Source organism: Hyphomicrobium sp. LHD-15, from assembly GCF_031157355.1.
Taxonomy (GTDB): Bacteria; Pseudomonadota; Alphaproteobacteria; order Rhizobiales; family Hyphomicrobiaceae; genus Hyphomicrobium_C.
In genome coordinates this window covers 1,146,178-1,167,297 of the sequence record NZ_JAVIFT010000002.1, presented here as the reverse complement: position 1 = coordinate 1,167,297, position 21,120 = coordinate 1,146,178, and the positions used below count along the sequence as shown (strand labels likewise).

The 21,120-nt window shown below is 62.9% G+C and carries 19 protein-coding genes; 6 read left to right on the top strand and 13 right to left on the bottom strand.

Annotation, left to right across the window (positions count from 1 at the left end; genetic code table 11):
* Positions 1 to 20: 20 nt before the first annotated feature.
* Together RCO24_RS11955 and RCO24_RS11950 are read right to left on the bottom strand one after the other, a co-directional pair.
* Positions 21 to 1,415 (bottom strand): glucosaminidase domain-containing protein, encoded by a 1,395-nt coding sequence (locus RCO24_RS11955; RefSeq protein WP_308962293.1) that lies wholly within the window; start codon positions 1,413 to 1,415, stop codon positions 21 to 23.
* Between the two features lie 262 nt (positions 1,416 to 1,677).
* Entirely contained in the window at positions 1,678 to 2,433 is a 756-nt protein-coding gene (locus RCO24_RS11950; protein WP_308962291.1) for an SDR family oxidoreductase, read from the bottom strand.
* A gap of 512 nt (positions 2,434 to 2,945) precedes the next feature.
* Here RCO24_RS11950 and RCO24_RS11945 point away from each other — a divergent pair.
* The 4 genes from RCO24_RS11945 to RCO24_RS11930 all read left to right on the top strand — a co-directional run bounded on the left by RCO24_RS11945 (position 2,946) and on the right by RCO24_RS11930 (position 7,211).
* A complete protein-coding gene (locus RCO24_RS11945; protein WP_308962289.1) occupies positions 2,946 to 3,680 on the top strand; it encodes a TorF family putative porin in 735 nt (244 codons plus the stop codon).
* A gap of 498 nt (positions 3,681 to 4,178) precedes the next feature.
* Complete coding sequence (locus RCO24_RS11940) at positions 4,179 to 4,904, top strand: TorF family putative porin (RefSeq protein ID WP_308962287.1); 726 nt, start codon at positions 4,179 to 4,181, stop codon at positions 4,902 to 4,904.
* A 232-nt stretch (positions 4,905 to 5,136) separates the two neighbouring features.
* The gene (locus tag RCO24_RS11935) at positions 5,137 to 5,916 is read left to right on the top strand and encodes a TorF family putative porin (RefSeq protein ID WP_308962285.1); all 780 of its coding nucleotides are present in this window, start codon (positions 5,137 to 5,139) and stop codon (positions 5,914 to 5,916) included.
* Between the two features lie 536 nt (positions 5,917 to 6,452).
* On the top strand, positions 6,453 to 7,211 hold the full coding sequence (locus RCO24_RS11930) for a hypothetical protein (RefSeq protein WP_308962284.1): 759 nt from the start codon (positions 6,453 to 6,455) through the stop codon (positions 7,209 to 7,211).
* Positions 7,212 to 7,259: 48 nt separating this feature from the next.
* Here RCO24_RS11930 and RCO24_RS11925 read toward each other — a convergent pair whose 3' ends face one another.
* From RCO24_RS11925 to RCO24_RS11905, 5 genes are all read right to left on the bottom strand, one after another.
* Entirely contained in the window at positions 7,260 to 7,685 is a 426-nt protein-coding gene (locus RCO24_RS11925) for a hypothetical protein (protein WP_308962283.1), read from the bottom strand.
* Between the two features lie 230 nt (positions 7,686 to 7,915).
* Positions 7,916 to 8,302, bottom strand: a complete 387-nt coding sequence (locus tag RCO24_RS11920; protein ID WP_308962282.1) for a hypothetical protein — start codon at positions 8,300 to 8,302, stop codon at positions 7,916 to 7,918.
* 238 nt (positions 8,303 to 8,540) lie between these two features.
* Positions 8,541 to 9,092 carry a hypothetical protein gene (locus RCO24_RS11915; RefSeq protein WP_308962281.1) on the bottom strand — a complete coding sequence of 184 codons (552 nt, stop codon included), beginning with the start codon at positions 9,090 to 9,092 and terminating at the stop codon, positions 8,541 to 8,543.
* Between the two features lie 157 nt (positions 9,093 to 9,249).
* Complete coding sequence (locus RCO24_RS11910; protein ID WP_308962279.1) at positions 9,250 to 10,041, bottom strand: ribonuclease T2; 792 nt, start codon at positions 10,039 to 10,041, stop codon at positions 9,250 to 9,252.
* Between the two features lie 55 nt (positions 10,042 to 10,096).
* Positions 10,097 to 11,500 (bottom strand): M20/M25/M40 family metallo-hydrolase, encoded by a 1,404-nt coding sequence (locus RCO24_RS11905; protein WP_308962277.1) that lies wholly within the window; start codon positions 11,498 to 11,500, stop codon positions 10,097 to 10,099.
* 192 nt (positions 11,501 to 11,692) lie between these two features.
* On the opposite strand from RCO24_RS11905, the gene ppdK reads away from it, so the two are divergent.
* Together ppdK and RCO24_RS11895 are read left to right on the top strand one after the other, a co-directional pair.
* Complete coding sequence (ppdK, locus tag RCO24_RS11900; protein WP_374990956.1) at positions 11,693 to 14,428, top strand: pyruvate, phosphate dikinase; 2,736 nt, start codon at positions 11,693 to 11,695, stop codon at positions 14,426 to 14,428.
* An 86-nt stretch (positions 14,429 to 14,514) separates the two neighbouring features.
* Positions 14,515 to 14,913, top strand: coding sequence for a VOC family protein (locus RCO24_RS11895; protein WP_308962436.1), 399 nt, complete (start codon positions 14,515 to 14,517; stop codon positions 14,911 to 14,913).
* 39 nt (positions 14,914 to 14,952) lie between these two features.
* Here RCO24_RS11895 and RCO24_RS11890 read toward each other — a convergent pair whose 3' ends face one another.
* The 6 genes from RCO24_RS11890 to RCO24_RS11865 all read right to left on the bottom strand — a co-directional run bounded on the left by RCO24_RS11890 (position 14,953) and on the right by RCO24_RS11865 (position 21,118).
* Positions 14,953 to 15,180, bottom strand: coding sequence for a hypothetical protein (locus RCO24_RS11890; protein WP_308962274.1), 228 nt, complete (start codon positions 15,178 to 15,180; stop codon positions 14,953 to 14,955).
* Between the two features lie 143 nt (positions 15,181 to 15,323).
* The gene (nadC, locus tag RCO24_RS11885; protein ID WP_308962272.1) at positions 15,324 to 16,190 is read right to left on the bottom strand and encodes a carboxylating nicotinate-nucleotide diphosphorylase; all 867 of its coding nucleotides are present in this window, start codon (positions 16,188 to 16,190) and stop codon (positions 15,324 to 15,326) included.
* A complete protein-coding gene (locus RCO24_RS11880) occupies positions 16,187 to 17,860 on the bottom strand; it encodes an L-aspartate oxidase (RefSeq protein WP_308962271.1) in 1,674 nt (557 codons plus the stop codon). The genes nadC and RCO24_RS11880 overlap by 4 nt, the downstream gene beginning before the upstream one ends.
* Before the next feature lie 86 nt (positions 17,861 to 17,946).
* Positions 17,947 to 19,035 carry a quinolinate synthase NadA gene (gene nadA, locus RCO24_RS11875; RefSeq protein ID WP_308962269.1) on the bottom strand — a complete coding sequence of 363 codons (1,089 nt, stop codon included), beginning with the start codon at positions 19,033 to 19,035 and terminating at the stop codon, positions 17,947 to 17,949.
* 266 nt (positions 19,036 to 19,301) lie between these two features.
* A complete protein-coding gene (locus RCO24_RS11870; protein ID WP_308962268.1) occupies positions 19,302 to 20,363 on the bottom strand; it encodes an NAD regulator in 1,062 nt (353 codons plus the stop codon).
* A gap of 122 nt (positions 20,364 to 20,485) precedes the next feature.
* Complete coding sequence (locus tag RCO24_RS11865; RefSeq protein ID WP_308962266.1) at positions 20,486 to 21,118, bottom strand: HD family hydrolase; 633 nt, start codon at positions 21,116 to 21,118, stop codon at positions 20,486 to 20,488.
* Between the last annotated feature and the right edge of the window lie 2 nt (positions 21,119 to 21,120).

Genomic DNA, 21,120 nt, shown 5'->3' with positions numbered 1-21,120 from the left:
GCTATCCCGTCATCCGGGGCTCAACCCTCGGGGCAGAGCTCGAACGCTTTTTCCAGGGCCTGCGATTGGCTCGAGAATTCACCGACCGACTGCCCGCCCTTGGCATAGGCGTTGATGTAGGCATCGGCCTCGCGCTTCTCCGATCCGTCGTTCACGTCGAGCACCGTGTAGTTCACGGTCTTGTCCTGGACGGCCTTGATGATGATCGCCTTGGAACCGCCGTAGCTCGCGGTCCACACCCGGCACTTGCCGGCGCCTGAAGCGGCTGCAGCTTTTTTCTCGCTCTTGTCCGCCTTGGGGGCTTTCTCGGATTTTTCCGCCTTCTCGGTCTTCTCGACCTTGCCGGCCTCCTTGAGCGCGCCCGGCAACGCCGCGACCTCGATCGCCTTGCCGCCGCCGGCATCGGAAGCCGCAGCAGCCGTCGTCTTGGCAGGGGCGGCCTTGGAGGAAGCCGGAGCTTCTGCTTTCGCCGACAACACCTTGTCAGTCTGAACCGACTTCTCGTCGGCGACCAGCGCCTCGGACGCACTCGCATTGAGCACCTTCAGCGGCGGGCTCGTCGAGGCCTTCTGGGGCTCTGCTTTCGTCTCCTGCGTGGCTGCGACCGCAGCCGCACCCTTGGTCGGAAGCTTGTCTTCTTCGCTGGCAGCAGCTGCTGGCGCCGAACGCTCCGCACCAGCGTCCGCCTTTGCGTCCTCTGCCTTTGCAGCGTCCGGCTCGCGCTTTTGCGCGCCGAGCCCGCGCGTCTTCGTTGGCTGCTCGGCCGAGGCGGTCTTGACTGGCGTACCGCGAATTTCCGCGACCAGCTCGGGCTGCGGATCCTCCTCCTTGCAGGGCCCCTCGAAGAAGCGGTCCGCGATACCCGTTATGTCGACGGCGTAGCGCCGGCTGGTCGGCGCCCACTTTTTCGCGAGCTGAGTGAACGTGATCGGCCCCGAGATGCCCTTCTGCCAGGACGTGAGTACGCCCCACTCCTGGATGTTACGCGTCCGCTCGGCGACGGGGTTCTCGACGCGCTCGCCCGAATACATCACGAGATGTTCGAGATGCGCACGCGCGCCGGTGGAAATGTCCTTGAAGCTCTCGCCGCGCGCACCGCCTCCGGTTGCGCCGAGGCCCGCGAAATTGTTCTGATCGGGCTTCACGTCACCGCCGTAGGTGAGATATCCGGTCTCGAGAAGCATCTGGAAGAACGCATAGTCCCAGCGCACGTGCAGCTCTTCGCCGTGGCGCATGTATTCGCTGGCGACAGTCTCGTACCGTGGGTTGAGCTTGGGATTGCGCTGGCGCAGATAGCTCATCAAACGGCCCGGCGTCGCGCACTGGGCCACTTGGTTGGCTTCGCTCGCCTTGATGGCCGGAAGATCGGCAGCGCCGGCTGCGGCGGGAAGCAGAGCGAAGAAAGCAATCGCCACTACGCCGGAACGTAAGGACCTAGATCGGCAGGTCATGGGACACCCCAGTTTTCTACGCGGCGCCTATCCTGCGCCCAACAATCCGAACAATCGTTCGTAAGCCCTTAATCTTAAGAGCTGGTTTACGAGCGAATCGATGGGCTACAGATGAGCCCTACGGGTGCCCCATGTTTGGGGCGCGAGTGGGGGGATCAAAGGGAAGAATTGTGGCATGGATAATGCGTCGGACCGGCCCGTGCCCGCGGCCGACTGCCTCGCGGACCTATTGCCCTTCAGACCAAGTGAGATGCTGCCCGCCGTCGAGCGCGATCATTTGGCCAGTGAGCGACGGCGAGGCCAGGATGAAGCGCACGGCCGCCGCGATCTCTTCCGGCGTCGGCCCACGCTTTAGAAGTGTCAACTCCGACTCACGCGCGAAATCGGCGTCGGTCTGGTGAATGCTCTTGAGGACAGGCCCCGGCCCGATGGCGTTGACGCGGACCCTCGGCGCAAGCGCCTGCGCCAGTGTGCGCGTGGCCGTCCACAGACCAGCCTTTGAAATCGTATAGGAAAAGAAGTCGGGCGTGAGCTTCCAGACCCGCTGATCGATGATGTTGATGACGTTGCCGGCCGCTCCCTCCGGCAAGTTCAGGAACAGCGACTTGGCGAGAAACACCGGCGCCTTGAGATTGATGTCGAGATGCGTGTCCCAGGTCTCGGGCGTCACCGAGGCCACGGTATCGACGAGGAATTCCGACGCGTTGTTGATCAGGCAAACCGGTGGCCCCAGCGCGTCAATGCATTTCGGGATAAGCCCGTCGGCATCGGCTTCCGACGCCAGATCGCCGGCAATCGCGACGCCTGTGCCGCCAGCCGCCCGAATTTCCGCGACAAGCGCCTCCGCCTCCCCTGCCGAACGCCGGTAATGAACGCAAACCTGCCAGCCGTTCCGCGCGAGATCGAGCGCGATGGCGCGGCCGATCCGCCGGGCGCTTCCGGTAATCAGAGCCGTGGGCGCCGCACCAGTTTGGGAAGCCATGATCGCGATCCGCTCAAAAAGCCGAGAAGGCCCATCGCATAGCCGAATTGAGCCCCCGTTACGAGCGAAAGCGGACGTGCAGAAGCGGCTGAAACCCTTTCAAAACTGAACACCGTCCGACCACGTCTCTTTCGCCGATGCGAGATAGAGAAATGCATGCATCAAGAGCAGGCAGGTATCTCGCCTAACCCATAGGCACACCTGCGACATTCTGGCGAATCACTCCGACGTCGGATGCCCGTCTGGCAGGCGTTTTGTGTATAAGTTGTGTCCAGCCACCCCCAAAAGTTGCTGCAATGCGACACCAAGCGAGCCGAGGACATGACCTCACCGCATTAACGCTTGTCCTTATCGGGATATTTTGGGCTTTATGACACCCAGGTTGCACCAACCGAGCGGCACTTCATTCCGGGCCATGTTTCACCAGCATGGCCCACCACGATCGGAAGCGTGGGGCCGTAGTGAGCTTTCCTTTGGTGTGGGTTCAATTGGGGGTTAAAGGTACAATGACAATGTCATTCACGAAATCGATCGGAGCTGCGAGCATCGCGCTTCTCACGTTCGCAGCGCCGGCTCTCGCCAGCGACATCACCCCGGCGCCGGAAGGTCGGACGTTCAGCTGGTCGGTCAACGCAGCACTCACCTCGGACTACGTGTTCCGCGGCGTCTCGCAGTCGGACAGCGATCCGGCCGTCTCTGCTGGCTTCGACGCCTCTTACGGCATCGTCTATGCTGGTTTCTGGGCTTCGTCGGTCGACGAAGACTTCGTCGGCGGCAACCTCGAAATCGACTACTACGCCGGCATCAAGCCGACACTCGGCCCGGCAACTTTCGACTTCGGCGTCCTGTACTACACGTACCCCGGCGCAACCGATCCGGTTGACGGCGATTCCGAAGTGTTCGAACTCAAGGCTGGTGTGAGCGGCGAGATCCTGCCGAAGTTGAGCGGCAACGCTGTCGTCTACTGGAGCCCCGAGGCTGCTGGCGATCTCGGCGAATACTGGGTCTATGAAGGCACGCTCGCTTATGCGCTGCCGAAGGTCTCGATCTTCACTCCGACCATCAGCGGTACCTACGGCTACGTCGACAACCTCGACTTCGATGCCTCGGACTACAGCTATTGGAACGCCGGTCTGGCCCTTGGCTACGACAAGTTCACGTTCGACTTCCGCTATTGGGATACCGACGTGGACAGCAAGATCAGCGACGAGCGCTTCGTCTTCACCGCCAAGGTTGCGTTCCCCTAGTCTGGGGCAACTCGATCGACGCCTGATACTCGGAAACGGGGCCTTGTTTGGCCCCGTTTCTCTCCAAGCCGAGGGGCCATATTCTGAGAGCTCCCCACGCCAGGCCGCTCCATCTAAGTTTCTAATTTGATTCCGTTTCCCGAAGCCTGCATCTGCACCTCGCCGCGACCAATTTGAGTCGCGACAGTCCGTGCCAGGCCAATTGTTAGGCAGGCCATCGCCCGCGATCTGCTATTTCCCGGCCACCAATTGAACCAAATTTATGCAAAACGTGGCCGTTTGGCGCGCAACGTTGCTGAGATGCGACACTCCCCAGACTAGAACAGGTCCAAACCTTCATAAAGCTTGTGCTTGAGCGGAGGTTTCTGTCTTCTTTGCCTAAGTCGTGCCGGTTATTGGGCCCGCGAGCATCGTTCAGAACGAACTGCTCCAGACCCGCAGAGTTTTGGCGCAAAGACTTCAGGTGTGGGATCTTTGGGGGTTAAACGTACGATGTCGATGACAACATCATTCACGAAAACGGTCGGAGCAGCGGGCATCGCGCTTTTGGCTCTTACGGGCGTCGCCGCAGCAGAGGATCGCGAGTTCGCATGGTCGGTCACTGGAACCGGCACCAGCGACTACATCTTCCGCGGTATCTCTCTGTCTGACGAGAAGCCGGTTTTCCAGGCCTCGGTCGATGGATCTTACGGCATTTGGTATTTCGGCGCTTGGGGCTCGATCCTGAATGAGCAGGCTGGCGACCCCGTCGAAATCGACTTCTACACGGGCATCAAGCCGGTGCTCGGCCCCGTCACATTCGATCTCGGCGTCGTCTACTACACATACTTCTGGGCCGATGAGCCTAGCGACCTCGACTATTACGAGTTGAAGGCTGGCTTCTCGTATTCGCCGGTCAAGGACCTGACCATCAAGCCGGTCTTCTGGTGGGTCCCCGACCAGGCGAACTCACCTGAGCAGTGGGCTATCGAAGGCACGGTGGCTTATGCGCTTCCGCAGGTGGGCATCTTCACCCCGACGATCAGCGGCCTCGTGGGCTACCAGGAAGCCGACACCAACAACGGCTTCTATCTGGGCGCCGACGACGACTACACCTACTGGAATGCAGGCTTGGCACTCGGCGTCGAGAAGTTCACCTTCGACTTCCGCTACTGGGATACGACGATCGACAACGGCCTCGCCGACGAGCGCTTCGTTTTCACCGCCAGCATCACGCTGCCCTAATCCGGCAAGCGAGCAAAAGCTAAACGGAACGGGACCCTCGCGGGTCCCGTTTTCGTTTGCGCCATCACGTACTCCGTTGCGCTCGGGACACAAGCGTGTGGAGACCGGTAGCAACTCCCGCTTTGTTATTGTGCCGTAAACAATCGTGCGCTTTTCTTGTCGTTGAATGATTTGAAAGTTCGGCCTGCATTCGCCGGGCGTTTCAGTTGTGTGCTGGGGGATCACTATGTCGATGTTGAAGCTGTCAGTGCGTGCGTTGGTTACGGGGTTTGGCCTACTCGCGCTCTCTGGAGCTGCATTGGCCGATGGTTACGGCGGAAGCGTCAAGGACGCGCCTGCGCCTGAAGGCCGCCAGTTCGGCTGGTCGGTCACGCTGGGCGGAACCAGCGACTACGTCTTCCGCGGCATCACGCAGACCGACGAGAACCCAGCCGCTCAGGGCTCGTTGGATCTCTCATACGGCATCCTCTACGCCGGCATCTGGGGCTCGAACATCGATTTCGCAGGCGGCGGCAGCGCCGAGATCGACCTCTACGCCGGCGTCAAGCCGGTCTGGGGTCCGGTCACCTTCGACCTCGGCGTGATCTACTACGCCTATCCCGGCGGAGATAGCGACGCCGACCTCGACTACGTCGAGCTCAAGGCCGGCTACAGCATCGTATCGCCCTGGATCAAGGGTCTGACCAGCGGAACCACCATCTACTGGTCGCCGGAATACACCGGCAACACTGGCGAAGTCTTTACGGTCGAAAGCGTCGCGTCGTACGCGCTTCCGCAGGTTGGCATCTTCTCGCCCTCGATCTCCGGCGCCTACGGCACGCTCTACGGCGATGCCGGCGAAGGCTTCTCCATCGACGGAGACGACAAGTATTCCTACTGGAACGCCGGTTTGGTGCTCGCAGTCGAGAAGTTCACCTTCGATTTCCGCTACTGGGACACCGACATCAAGGATGGTCTTGATGGCACCGCCGACGAGCGCTTCGTGTTCTCGGCCAAGGTCACGTTGCCCTAGTACACGAGCCTTCGCTCACGGATCGCCTTCGAGAGCTGCAGATTTGAACCGAGGCCATTGCTTGGCCTCGGTTTTTTTGTGCCAAACGTCGGCTGACATGCTGCCATGTACTCGTTACGCGCGGTTCATCGTGCTGTCACCCACCCTCGTTAGATTGCCCGCCAAGTCGCCCCATTTGGACTGATCCTCTCGCCCTTCTCCCGCAACAGGGCGCGAGCAACCGCACGAAGCAACGCTTAGGTTGCTCGTTCGAGAGGAACAGGAGGGGGATGCGCGTCGCCCTCGTAATCGCGCGTCCGTCTTACGACCGCCACGCCCGACCTGCGGGTTCGCGGCGGAAAAAGAGGCCAGCTTGGATGAACTTCCGGCCACCCCGCGGTCGGTGAAGGAAAGACAAGCTGGCCTCGTTTGACACCGGCTTCGCGGCATACACAGGGGTCTTGCCCTCGATTTTCCCCAGCTCTTACGGCCCGCCGCTTGATCATGGCCCCGCGCTCAATTTAAGAAGCTCGGAGGCGGGAAATTGAGCAGATGCCGTGATTCTGACGATTGCCATCATGGTCGCCCTAACGATCGCGGTCGCGGCGCACACGCTTGCGCCGCGCATGGCTAAAGGCCGTGTGATCTACGGGCAGAGCCCGGATCACCCCGCAGGCTTCGGCTACAGAATGGCCTGGCTCGCCGTCCGCACCCGCGACACGGAAGCCGTCGTTGAGGAACTAGGTTTGCTCGCCGCCGAGCCGTGCAATTGGAAGTCGGGGATCGGCTCCGTCTACGACGACCAGCTTGGCAACGACCATGTCTTCGTTTCTCCGCCGGTGAACGGCTGGACGTTCGTCGTCGGCCTGGCGCTCCCCTTGCCCGCTGGCCGCGCCTTTTCAGACAAATGCACGCCACTCCTCCAGCGCCTCGGCCGCCGCTTCGTCGAAGTGCAGTACTTCTTCGCCTATCCGCCAATTGATTGCTTTGCCTGGGCGCGCCTTCTCGAAGGCCGTATCGTCCGGGCCTTCGCAATCACCGATTCCGGCGTCGTTTGGAACAAGGGCCGCACGACCAAGGAAGAGCGCGCCCTCGGCCTCAAGCTGTTCGATTTTCGCGGCGTGCGCGGTCGCAAAGGCGATGCCGGCGGCGAGATCATTCTCTATCCCACCGAAGAGCATGTGCTGAGCCTCGCACGCAGGTGGAGCCAGGATCCGACCGAGCTCGACCATGCCAACGTACCGACGCTTGCGCTCGGCTACATTGCGCTCGCTCCGGCAAGCTGGCGGCCCGAGCGCCTGCGCAAAGCGAGCTGACCACGAGACGATAGCGCCCGAGACACGCGAGCGCTCGCTATCGAAACGTTAAGCCGCCAGACGCTCCGACGCGAGCACGGGCAGCTCGCGCGGCATTCGCCTGAGGCCAGCATTCAAGCTCACGATATTCCCCACGCGTGAAGTCGGGTGCGATATCACCGGACGCCGCAAAGCCGCAGCAGCCGACGGCAAGGCCTCCTGCTTGTAGCGCTTGAGAACGCGCGGCGCTTTCTTGGGAATGGCCTTCTGAGCGGACTGAGCCGCCTTGCGGCGCGGCCCCTTCCGCGATCTCGGAACAGTCTCAGCCGCCACAGATGTGAGGCGGGCCGAAAGTCCCTGCCTCAAGCCGCTGACAGCCGCAAAAGCCCAGGCATCGACCGTCGGGCGCGCCGGAAACACCGGGCGTGCGACGAACAGCGAAGGCAGCAAAAAGGAAAGATCAGAGGCCGGCTTTGCAACCTTGGAAGCCGGCAATTTTCGAACGATCCAACCAAAAAGTCTTTGAAAAATATAAGATTTTGCCGACGCCGGCATAACACTCCTCCTACTTCCGCCATCGGACGGATATAGGAGAAACGATTACATCCTTTGGTTAAACAACCGATAAATTGCTTCTATTTCGAAACAAGTTGCGATGGATACCTAACGTAGCGCCGCAAGATTTCGCGCGATCGGCTTTGAAATCGCGATAGGAAACGGCGGTACTAAGCCGCCGAAAGTCCCGCAACGTCCGCCGCCTGATCCGCGATCAGGTGATCGAGAAATCCATCGAAACCGACCGTGAACGACGCGAGCCCTTTGGGATCGTTGCGCCACTCCTCGAGCTTCTCTGCAAAGCCCTCGGGCAGATCCGCCGGCGCGTCGTCGAGCGCGATGACGCTCGCGCGGAAGGCTGCTTCCGTCATCGGCAGGAAGGGGATCGTCACCATTTCGAGATGTCCGTCCGCATGACGGCTCGGCGCGTGAACCGCAGCCGCCAGCACGATCTTCCGGTGCCCCCCGAACGAGGCGATCGCACCGATCAGCAGCCGCGACGTCTCGAAACCTTGCGGCGCCCGATAGGTCCAGCTCTGTCCAGCGGCAAATCCCATAGTCACAACTCCACAGAAATTTCTGATGAGCCAAGGCGTTGCGCCACAAGTCAGCGCAGGTAGCGATTTAACAGGGCAGCTTTCGGGCGACAATGGCGCCAAACTTCACGCAACATCTTTGCCGTCAGGCACAGAGTCTTGTTTCAAAAAGAAGTTGAAGGCCTTGCCACACCCGAGGCGAAAATGCGCGCATCCTGCTGGCTGTGCATAACTTTAGGGCACACGCACCGACGAACTGTCAGGGTGTCGAAGGCTGCTCGCGATCTCCTCGCGCCGCCGGCTCTCCACCAGACGTCACCATGCGATCCTCGCGGCCCTCGAAAGAATCCGCAGGCAGCGGCGGGTGATCGCTCTCGCAAGCATGAGCCGACGTAAGGCCGGTCTGGCGATCGAGAAACAGCATGGTGCAGGCGGCAGGCGCAGTCGTCGAAGCCTCGGCAACCTGCACCCAATTGGCACGCCGCTCGACGTGAGCCGGATGAGCGGACGAAGCGGAAGACGCAATCCCACCACCCGCAAGCACCACGTTGGCGACGAAACCCCAGAAGCCGACAAAGTGCCAGAACACGGCGCCGACCACGAAACCGATGACGCTCCATCCAAGCCCACCGATACCGTCGAGCGTACGCCGAACCGCATCGAGGCGACGGCCCTGAGCGTTGGGGGACGCAAGAGTGATGGAAGAAGCGAGAGCGTTCGCCTGCCCAAACCCGCTGGCCGCGCCTAGCTCTTCGGACAGCGCCCCCTCGAACAGGGGCGTCAGCTTGTGTTCGTTCGTAATTCCCGGCATGCCTCTAGCCTGCGCAGCGAAAACCAAACGCAACACGACTCAGAGCTTGCGGTCAGAGCCGCCAGACGGCAAGCCTCAACGTGGCGATCGCGAGGCGTCGCGCAGATATCCACAAGCGTGCGTGATCGGAAAACCGCAAGGTAACGGCCGCAGGGTGTCACCGCACCGGCGGCACATGCATACGCGAGGAACGGCAGAGATCGCCCTGATCCTCGTTGCTGCCGCAGCTGCGGAACTCACCGCCCTTGGTGAAGCAGATGCGAACCTCACGGAACCGGCTGCCCGGCCCCCGGCAGGCAACGGCCATCATGTCGGGCTTGAGCCCCGGATTCACCGCGACGAAATCGCGAACCACTTGGCCCGGATCGAGAAATTGCGGCTCGCTCGGATTGCGGAATCGCTCGGGCAGCTTCACGCGACCATAGAACTGGCGCGCGGCCTGATAGTACGCCTCAGGCGAAAGTCCCGAGCACGTCCCATGCTTGCGATACTCGTGAATGATGAGTCCCTTGCTCGGCATGATGTCGAACATGCGGTCGATCACCGACTGCGGAACGTAAGGCCGCTCACGCGTCGGGCAATCCTCCGGATAGCCGCGCTCGTACTGCGGCCACAGCCCGTGCAGGATGAACGCATAGCGCCGTCCGTCACGGCGCGCGCATTGCGTGTCGTCGTCCTGGCCTTCAGGGCTCGCGCAATGCGTGGGGCTCCACGACAGCACCAGCGAGTAGTAGTCGAAGTTGCCCGGCTGATCGCGCCCGCTGCCGCTCGAAGCATAGCGGCCACTGTCACCGCCTGCGCTGTTCCCGCGCTCCCCTCGCGAAACAGGCGCAGGGGAATCGATGCTGCCGTCACCCCCGCTCTGCCGTTCGAAATAAGCAACGACCGCCAAAACGGCAATCAGCGCCAGGAGAGCAGGCCAGGTCAGTTGAGGAGGGCGAGACGACATGACGATCGGCAATATCCGGAATTCGAGAGAAGCGGGAATGAGCGCACCTGAGAGATCAGGCTTCGCGCCGCGCGAGTGCGTCGAGGATGCGCACCCAGCTTCGCGCACCCTTCTTGAAGCTCTTCAAGTTGTATTTCTCGTTCGGAGAGTGGATGCGATCGTCCTCGACGCCGAAGCCGATCAGCAGGCTGTCCATGCCGAGCGCGGCCTTGAACGAGGTCACGATCGGGATCGAGGCACCGCATCCCATCAGCACGGTCTTGGCGCCCCACTCTTCCTGCAGTGCCGCCGCGGCCGCCTGCATGGCCGGCGCCGACGTGTCGAATCCGATCGCCGAGCTGCCGTGTCCGCCGATGAACTCCGCTTTGCAGTCGGACGGCAGGTTGTCGACGACGAATTTCCGGATCGTATCGAGCACGTGCTCCGGATCCTGCCCCGGCACCAGGCGGCAGGTGATCTTGACCGACGCGCGCGCCGGAATGACCGTCTTCGAGCCCGCGCCCTGATACCCGCCCGTGATGCCGTTGAATTCGATCGTCGGCCGCGACCAAAGCTGCTCGATCAGAGAAACCGAAGCTTCGCCGGCCGGCTCCGATAGCCCGACCGGAGCCAGCAGCTGCTTCGCGTCGAGCCCCAGCGCATGCCACTGCTTGAGTTGCGCCTTCGTCGGCTTAGTCACGCCGTCGTAAAAGCCCGGGATCTTGATGCGACGGTTGGCATCGTGGATCTTGCCGAGAACGCCGACCAGCGCACGGATCGGGTTCATCGCCGGCCCGCCGTAGATGCCGGAATGAAGATCGCGCGAAGGCCCCGACACGATCACCTCGATGCCCGCGAGCCCGCGCAGCATGGTGGTGATCGCCGGCGTATCCTTGTCCCACTGCCCCGTATCGCAGACGAGCACCAGATCCGCCGTGATTTCCTTCCCGCTCTTCTTGAGGAAGCTTGGCAGAGAAGGCGACCCGCACTCCTCCTCGCCCTCGATCATCGCCGAAACAGCGACGGGCAGCTCGCCGACGACATCCTTGTAGGCGCGCGCCGCCTCCAGGAAGGTCATCAGCTGCCCCTTGTTGTCCTCGGCGCCGCGCGCGACGATGACCTTGCCGTTTGCCTTGTCGGTTGCGATGCGCGGCTCGAACGGCGGCTTGGCCCAGAGGTCGAGCGGATCCGGCGGCTGCACGTCGTAGTGCCCGTAGAACAGCACATGCGGCGTGCCCTTCGCGACCTTGGCCCGGTCATGCCCGACGACGATCGGATGCCCCGTCGTCTGCCGCACCGAGGCCGGAATGCCGACCTCGGTCAGCTGTGCCGCACACCAATCCGCCGCCTGACGGCAGGCCCCTTTGTAGGCCGGGTCCGTGGAAATGCTCTCGATCCTGAGCAGCTCGAACAGTCTCTCGAGACCTGCATCGAAGTTGCGGTCCAGCTGCGCGAGAACCTTGGGCACGTGATCGGTCATGGAAATCCTGTATTAATCAAGAAGCGGCAAGAGAGTGCGGAAGCATACGTAGCGAAGGGCCAAATCGACAACGGAAGTGTTGGCGTCCACCGATGCCTATGCCACAGTCCCGCGTCCGGCATCAATCCGCCACGAAAGGCGTGAAACGCGCCGGCGCGCAAACCGGGAGAGCATTCCGCTCTAGATCAGCGCATCGTTCAAAAAGAGGCAGACTTTCCCGTGGCGCGGCCATCCTCTGACGTAGCTCCGAAGTGGGTCTATTATTTTTCCGCCGTCGATGCCGAGGGCGGCGCCGACCACAAGAACCTGCTCGGCGGCAAGGGCGCCAACCTCGCCGAGATGGCGAGCCTCGGCCTGCCCGTCCCCCCCGGTTTCACCATCACCACCGAGGTCTGCGGAATTTACTACGCCAGCGGCCGCCAGTTGCCGGATGGCCTCGTCCCGCAGGTCGAGCGCGCCCTTGAAAAGATCGGCCAGGAAACGGGCGCACGCTTCGGAGACGAAGAGAACCCGCTGCTCGTCGCCGTGCGGTCGGGCTCACGCGCCTCGATGCCCGGCATGATGGACACCATTCTCAATCTTGGCCTCAATGACCGCACCGTGCTGGGTCTCGCCCGCCGCTCCGGTGACGACCGCTTTGCCTACGACAGCTACCGCCGCTTCATCCAGATGTACGGCGACGTCGTGCTCGGCATCGATCACACCGCATTCGAGGACATTCTCGACAACTTCAAGAACCTCAACGGCTACTCGTTCGATACCGAGCTTGGCGCCGACGAATGGCGGGCCGTCATCGCGCTCTACAAAGCCGCGATCGAAGACGCGCTCGGCAAGCCGTTCCCGCAGGACACCGGCGAGCAGCTTTGGGGCGCGATCGGCGCCGTGTTCGGATCCTGGTTGAACGCCCGCGCCGTCACCTACCGCCGCCTTCACGCCATCCCCGACGACTGGGGCACCGCCGTCAACGTGCAGGCGATGGTATTCGGCAACATGGGCAATACGTCGGCGACCGGCGTGGCCTTCACCCGCAATCCATCGACAGGCGCCAACGAGATCTATGGCGAATATCTGATCAACGCGCAGGGCGAGGACGTCGTTTCCGGCATCCGCACACCGCAGGCCCTGACCGCCCGCGCACGGCGCGAGGCCGAAGATCCCAATCCCTCGCTCGAGGAGGAAATGCCGGAAAGCTTCGCCGAGCTGAGGCAGATCTTCGACGTGCTCGAGAAGCGCTACCGCGACATGCAGGACATCGAATTCACCATCCAGGACGGCAAGGTCTGGATGCTGCAGACGCGCTCCGGCAAACGCACCGCGGAAGCCTCGATCAAGATCGCCGTCGACATGGCCGACGAGGGCATTCTCTCGCACGACGAAGCCGTGCTGCGGGTCGATCCGTCGAGCTTCACCCAGCTCCTGCACCCGACCATCGATCCGGCGGGCGAGAAGGAGCTGCTGACAATGGGGCTGCCAGCGTCTCCAGGCGCCGCCTCCGGCCGGATCGTCTTCAACTCCGACGAGGCCGAACACCAAAAGAAGCAGGGCCACGAGGTCATCCTCGTGCGCACCGAGACGAGCCCCGAGGACATCCACGGCATGCATGCCTCCGCCGGCATCCTGACCGCGCGCGGCGGCATGACCAGCCATGCGGCTGTCGTCGCCCGCGGCATGGGCGTGCCGTGCGTCTCGGGCGCCGGCGCGCTGCGCATCAACGAAAAGGCCGAGACCCTGAGCATCGGCCCGAAAACTTTGAAGGCCGGGGACATCATCACCATCGACGGCGCCACCGGCCGCGTCTACGTCGGCGCCGTACCTATGCGCCAGCCGCAACTTTCCGGCGACTTCGCTCGCCTGATCGGCTGGGCCGACGACGCCCGTGGCCTCGCCGTGCGCGCCAACGCCGATACGCCGAAAGACGCGCGCCAGGCACGCTCGTTCGGCGCGCAAGGCATCGGCCTATGTCGCACCGAGCACATGTTCTTCGATGCCCAGCGCATCCTTGCCATGCGCGAGATGATCTGTGCGACGAACGAGGCCGGCCGCAGGTCGGCACTCGCGAAAATCCTGCCCTTTCAGCGCGCCGATTTCATCGAGCTGTTCGAGATCATGGGCGAGCTTCCGGTCACCATCCGCCTGCTCGATCCGCCGCTGCACGAATTCCTTCCCCGTCACGACCGCGAGCTGGAAGCTGTCGCCGCCGAGCTCAAGATGCCGATCGAGAAACTGAAAGCGCGCGTCGCGGAGCTCTCCGAGTTCAACCCGATGCTCGGACTGCGCGGCTCCCGCCTCGCCATCCGCTATCCGGAAATCACCGAGATGCAGGCGCGCGCCATCTTCGAGGCGGCAGCCGAGGCCGAAAAGCGCCTCGGAGCATCCGTCGTCCCCGAGATCATGATCCCGCTCGTCGCCTATCGCCGTGAGTTCGACATCCTGGCCGGCGTTATCCGCAGCCTCGCCGAGACCGTCGAAAAGGAAACCGGCATACATCTCGACTACAAGCTCGGCACCATGATCGAACTGCCGCGCGCGTGCCTCAAGGCGGATGAACTGGCCCGCGGCGACGACGGCGCCGAGTTCTTCTCCTTCGGCACCAACGACCTCACGCAAACCGTGCTCGGTCTCTCCCGCGACGACGCCTCGCCGATCCTGTCGGCCTATTCGACGCAAGGCATCTACGAGGCCGATCCCTTCGTCTCGATCGATCAGGAAGGCGTGGGCGAGCTTGTCGCAACGGGCGTCGCGCGCGGACGCGCGGAAAAGCCAGACCTGAAAATCGGCATCTGCGGCGAGCATGGCGGAGACCCGGATTCGGTCGCGTTCTTCCACAAGCTCGGCTTCGACTACGTTTCGTGCTCGCCGTTCCGCGTGCCCATCGCCCGCCTTGCCGCAGCCCAAGCCGCCATTCGCGCCAAGCTCGATAGCGCGTGATCATCCGCGATTGGCAGAGCTTCCAAGCCTTGAAATTCCCGGACCGGCTGACCTGCCATCATCACTCCGATAAGAGCGGAATGCGCATGCTTCACCACCTGTCTCTCGGGGTCTCCGACATCGAACGCTCAGCCGCGTTTTACGATGCGGCTCTTGCCCCACTCGGATACGTCCGAGTGTGGGCGGACATACGGCCCGGCGAGCCCAATCAGGCAGTCGGCTACGGTGTTCCGGGCGGCAAAGACAAGTTGGCTCTCAAGCATCGCCCCGAAGCACAGCGACCGCCCGGTCCGGGCTTCCATATCGCGTTTGCCGCTCCCGATCCGCACGCTGTCTCGGAATTCTATCGTGCGGCCCTCCGACACGGCGGCACGGACAACGGCGCTCCTGGCTTGCGTGCGCACTACGGCCCCCGCTACTTCGCGGCGTTTGTCATCGACCTCGACGGACACCACATCGAAGCCGTTTGCAACGAAGATCGATGATTACGCGCCGGCTGCTACAGCCACCCTCAAGAGCCCACGCTAGTGCAAGAAATCGCGGTTCTCGATGCGATCGATCTCGTCGAGCGACGGCCGGCGCGGACGCGGGCCCTGGCGCTTCGGCATCAACAACAGCCAAAGCAGCAGCGGCGGAACGATGAAGCACCACGCCATCCAGAACGAATAGTCGCGGTTCTTCCAACCGGCGACGAATCCGGCCAGTGCCGCGGCCGTGATTGCCGCCAAGCCCCAGATTACGATACCGGCCATCATCTCTTTGCGTCCTCCACCTTGCTGTGCCTCGGGCACAGCCGACAGATGAGAAAAAACTGAGGCGAAATCAAGCTGAACGAGCTTACCGTTTGTGTAAGCTTACCACGCCGCAGGATGCTGGTTAACAGACGAAAGCCCAATCAATCCGCCACGAAATCAAGGCCCAGGTCGAGGATCGGCGCCGAATGGGTCAACGCGCCGACCGAGATGAGATCCACACCCGTCTCCGCAATCGCACGGACCGTCTCGAGCGAAACACCACCCGAGGCTTCCGTCAGCGCACGCCCGTCCACGATCGCGACGGCGGCCTTGAGCGTCGCCGGATCCATGTTGTCGAGCAGCACGGCATCGATTGGATGCTTGAGCGCCGCGCGTAGCTCGTCGAGCGAGCCGACCTCAACCTCGATCTTGACCATGTGTCCGGCATGCGTACGCGCCGCCGTGATCGCGGCCTCCACGCCGCCTGCCGCAACGATGTGATTGTCCTTGATCAGGATCGCGTCGTAGAGGCCCGACCTGTGGTTCGCCCCCCCGCCGCAACGCACGGCGTATTTCTCGAACGCCCTGAGCCCCGGTGTCGTCTTGCGCGTATCGGCGATGCGCGCACGCGTACCCGCGACGGCATCGGCAAAGCGGCGCGTCAGCGTTGCGATGCCGCTCATGTGGCAGAGGAAGTTGAGCGCCACGCGCTCGCCTGTCAGCAATACGCGCGCAGGCCCCGATACCCGCGCCGCCACAGCGCCCGCCGCGATTGCCTCGCCATCCGCGACCAGCGGCTCGAACACCACCGTCTCGTCCAGCACATGGAATGCGGCCCGTGCCACATCGAGCCCCGCGATCACACCTGCGCGCCGCGCGCCGAACGTTGCGACGGCCTGCTTGCCGGCCGGCACGGTCGCATCGGTCGTGAGATCGCCGCGCGAGCCGAGATCCTCGGCCAGCGCCTGCTCGACGGCGCGCGTGATCAGGAGGCGCGGCAGCGTGCCTTCGACGAGAGAATGGCTCACAGTGGCAGCCTCGCTTCGAGGCGCTTCTCTTTCGCGCGCTGGCCCTTCCGGCCAATGCTGCGAATATCGGCAAGCGTCACGGCACTGCGATGTGCGAGCTTCGCAACCGGCTCCGGATAGTCAGAGCGAAAATGCGCGCCACGGCTCTCGGTGCGCAAAAGCGCAGAGCCAGCAATGATCTCGGACGTCAACGCCATGTTGGCGACGAGCCCATCGTCGCCGGCTTCCGCACCGATCTCACGGAAAATCGCGAGCGCCTGTTCGAGGCCGCTCCCGTTCCGAACCACGCCCACATGCGCGCTCATCGTTGCCCGAAGCTGCGCGATCAGCGTCGCCCGCCGCACATCGTCCAGAAGCTTGTCCTTTGACGCCCGATACGTGCGTGCCGCCGGAACCGCGCGCGCCGGACTGACGAGCTTGGAAATATCGGTCGCAACGCGCGCCCCCAGCACTACCGCTTCGAGCAGCGAGTTCGACGCCAAACGGTTTGCGCCGTGCAGGCCGGTCGAGGCAACCTCGCCGACCGCCCACAATCCTTCGAGCGAGGTGCGCCCGGACAAATCGGTCGCGACCCCACCCATGTGATAGTGCGCCGCCGGCGCAACCGGAATGAGCCCGCTGACGGGATCGATACCGGCCTCGCGGCAGAGCGCGTAAACGGTCGGGAACGCAGTCGGAAACTCCGCCCCGATCGCCTCGCGGCAATCGAGGAAGGCTCCGCGCCCGGCCGCGATCTCGGACGCGACCCCACGCGCAACGATGTCGCGAGGCGCCAGTTCGCCCTTGGGATCGATCGCGAGCATGAAGCGCTCGCCGGCACCGTTGACGAGCAGCGCACCCTCGCCGCGCAGCGCTTCGGACGCGAGCGGCGCCGGATCCATCTGCGCATCGATGGCGGTCGGATGGAACTGCACGAACTCTGCGTCTGCGATCACCGCGCCGGCCCGCGCCGCAAACGCAACGGCCTCGCCCCGCGCGTAGATTGGGTTGGTCGTGACGGAGTAGAGCGCACCGGCTCCCCCTGTCGCCATCACCACGGCACTCGCCGGAATGAAATCGAAAGCGCCCATGTTCTTGGCTTCGGTGCGCACGAGCCGCACACCGGACACACAGGGCTTGCTGCCGGAGCCCGCTTCGAGAATGAGATCCTGCGCTTCGTAACCCTCGAGCACGCGGATCGAAGGCGTCACCTGCACCGCCGCGATCAAAGCCTGCATGATCGCCGAGCCCGCGCGATCACCGGATACTCGCACGACACGCTTCTGGGAATGCGCAGCCTCGCGCGAGAGCACGAAGTGCCCCGCAAGGTCGCGATCGAACGGCACGCCATAGCGCAGAAGATCCGCGATGCGCTCAGGCGCTTCCGCGGCAATCACGTTCGCCACGTGCACATCGACCAATCCGCCGCCGGCCGCGATCGTGTCGGCTGCGTGCTGCGCGGGTGTATCGCCTTCGCCCACGGCAGCTGCAATGCCGCCCTGCGCCCACACGCTCGACGCGCCTTGGCCGAGCGGCGCAGCCGCGACCACCGTAACCGGGAGCGGCGCGAGCCTCAGCGCCGTGAAAAGCCCCGCGAGCCCGGCGCCGATGATGACGATGTCACCAGGGCCCAGTGCGTGGTCGGGATCGGAAAATCCCCGGGTCAGATTTTTGGTGCGGCTGAAGTCCATCTACGGACCTCCATGAATGATCCCAGCCCACGGCCGTTGCCGCAGGCGAGACGGAGCGGACAGTTCGGTCCGCTCCGGTTTTTTCGTCAGGCCGAAGCTTCGACCATCCGCTCGACCGCACGCCGCGCTTTCTCTGCGACGACCGGATCGACCGTCACTTCGTAGCGGTTGTAGAGCAGCGCCTCATAGATGTTCTCGAGGCTGATGCGCTTCATGTGCGGGCAAAGGTTGCAGGGCCGCACGAACTCGACATCCGGCGCCTCGGCGGCGACGTTGGACGCCATCGAGCATTCGGTGACGAGCACGACCTTGGCCGGACGCTTGGTCTTCACCCAATCGATCATCGCCGCCGTCGAGCCGGTGAAGTCCGACGCATTGATGACGTCGGGCGGGCACTCCGGATGCGCGATGATCTTTAGACCGGGCTCGGCCTCGCGCATCGCGTTCATCTCTTCGCCCGTGAAGCGCTCGTGCACCTCGCAAGCGCCCTTCCAGGCGATGATCTCGACCTTGGTCTTGGTTTGCACGTACTTCGCAAGGTACTGGTCAGGGATGAGCAGCACCCGCGGCACGCCGAGGCTTTCGACGATCTTGACCGCGTTGGACGAAGTGCAGGTGATATCGCATTCGGCCTTCACCGCCGCACTCGTGTTGACATAGGTGACGATCGGAACGCCCGGATAAGCAGCCCGCAGCGCCCGCACGTCTTCGGGCGTGATCGACGACGCCAGCGAGCAGCCCGCCAGCGGATCGGGGATCAGCACGGTCTTGTCCGGGCTCAAGAGCTTCGAGGTCTCGGCCATGAAGTGAACGCCGGCCTGCACGATGACATCGGCCTCCGTGCGCGCCGCTTCCTTGGCGAGCTGCAAGCTGTCGCCCTTGAAGTCGCCGACGCAGTGGAAGATTTCCGGCGTCATGTAGTTGTGCGCCAGGATCACCGCGTTGCGCTTGACCTTGAGCTCGTTGATCGCCTTGACGATGGGCGCGTAGTGCACCCACTCCATCGGCGTCACGACATGCTTCACACGCTCGTAGAGCGGTGCCATCTCGCGCTTCAATGCAGGCGTGAAGGTGTACGGCGTGACCGGCTCTTTCGCCCGGGCCCGCGGCGCGCACGACGCGACATCCTCAGAAGCGGAAAGGGTGTGAGCAGAATGGGCTCCAACAAGCTCCATTTTGACCTCCAAGCTATCATATACTCGACTTGAGTATATGAGGGACCTGAAAAACACCGGCCGGAGTGGCCAGTCACTTCAACAAACAAGTCGCATCAACTAACGCGTGACGCGTTATCTACGCTCGCCGCCCCCGAAGGTTCCATCGATTATGCTCGAATGGAGCATTGAGCGTTCGAGATAAATCTAATTGAGATGTCGCTGATTTTCTAGGCCGATGCTGAAATAAATTGCAGGGTCGGCGCGCGAGCAGCGCACCGACGACGCTAACTGCGGATGGGCTTCACGCGCACGCCCGGGGCCGGCCGCTCAAGCAGCACCTCACGCCGGAAGCGGAACAGCTTGGCAGGTCGGCCTCCGGTCTGCGTCTTGACCTCGCCGGTGGGCTCCACCAGCCCCGCGCTCTCGACGAGGCGGCGGAAGTTCTGCTTGTGAAGATGCGGGCCAAGAATGGCCTCCACCGTCTTCTGCAATTCGAACAGCGTGAAATCGTCCGGCATCAGCTCGAAGATCACGGGCCGGTATTTGATCTTCGCGCGGACGCGGCCGATCGCGGTCGCCAGGATACGGCGATGATCGAAGCGCATCGGCGCGCCGAAGCGCGGCAACGGCCCACTCCAGCCCGAAGCAGACTCGCGGCCATCGCGCCGCGCTTCCTCGACAAGTCCCGCATCGTAAAGCAGCTCGAACCTGTCGAGCACTTTCTCTTCGTCCCAGGCTCCGCCGTCGAGCCCGAAGCAGATGCGAACGCGGTCTTCCCTCGGCACCGGACGCGCTGGCGCCGAGCGCGAAACGGGCTGCTGAGCCCATTCCTTGAGCCTCGGCTCGATCTCAGCCGAGAGAATTTCGGGACGGCCTTTGCGCCAGTCCTCCCACGGGAAATACTGATACCAGCTCCGCCACGAGCCATGCGCGAGGTCGCGCGCGTGCCCGGTCTCGGTGAGTGCGAGATAGCCGATCGAAACGACGTGCATGGAATCGCCGGGCTCTGCGTGCCGGCCGCGATCGCCGAAGGTGTAGAGCTGCTCGACATAGCCGAGGCCAAGCCCGGTCTGCTCCTCGACCCACGAACGCAGGCCGCTTTCAAGCGTCCGATGCGCCACCGGCGAGAATGGACCGAACGGCAAGCCGTCGATGCCTCCCACGGGCTCCGCCTCGTTGCGGATCACGAGCACGACGGGCTCGTCGTCGATCACGGCAACGATTGCTGCATTGAGGCCGATCTCGACCCCCGCTGTCTCGCTGCGCGAGACAGTGTGGTGAGTTTCCTCAGCTGCGTTGGATTCACCATCATGAACCCGTCGCTTGAAATTCGCATCTGTGACCATGGCATGCTCCTGCTTGCCCGCTAACGGTCGATCGTGGCGATTTTCAGAACCAAGGGAAGCGAGATATTCTTCGCGAAAGGCGGAATAAAATCAAAGATCCGGCAAATACTTGCGATCTGGGCTCAACGAGAGCTCGCGAGAATGGAAAATCGTTCGAGAAAGAACCGCTGAGCTTCAGCTGCGGGTAGCGGTGAAAGGTTCATCAACCGCCGTTTCAGGTCCGAATCAATTTCCTCTGGATGGTTGAAATAAATGAGCGCTTCTTCGCGCGAGAAGCCCGCGAGGCGCGTGGCCTCGTAGAACGCCGCAACGCGATCCGCGCGTTTTATTTCAAATGCAATCTCCTCGGGAAGCGGCGCGGGCAATCCGAAACGCAGATGGATTGCTTCGAGAAGCTTGAGTTCAAATGCCTTGTAATCGAGCCCGATCGCCGTTTTGAACGGACTGATTAAATCACCAATGACATATTCGGCGGCATCGTGAAGCAGGGCCGCAAGGCGCCATTTGGTAATCCAACCAGGATTTAACGCAGAAGCAATTTCTTCCACCAAAAGCACATGTTGGGCGACCGAGAAAGCATGCGCGCCTTGCGTTTGCCCGTTCCAGCGCGCCACCCGCGCAAGGCCGTGCGCGATGTCCTCGATCTCGACGTCTTGGGGTGACGGATTGAGCAAATCGAGCCGTCGTCCAGACAGCATGCGTTGCCAGGCCCTCGGCGCGGCTTCACCCTCGGCGGATACTTTGCGTGTGCTCATGT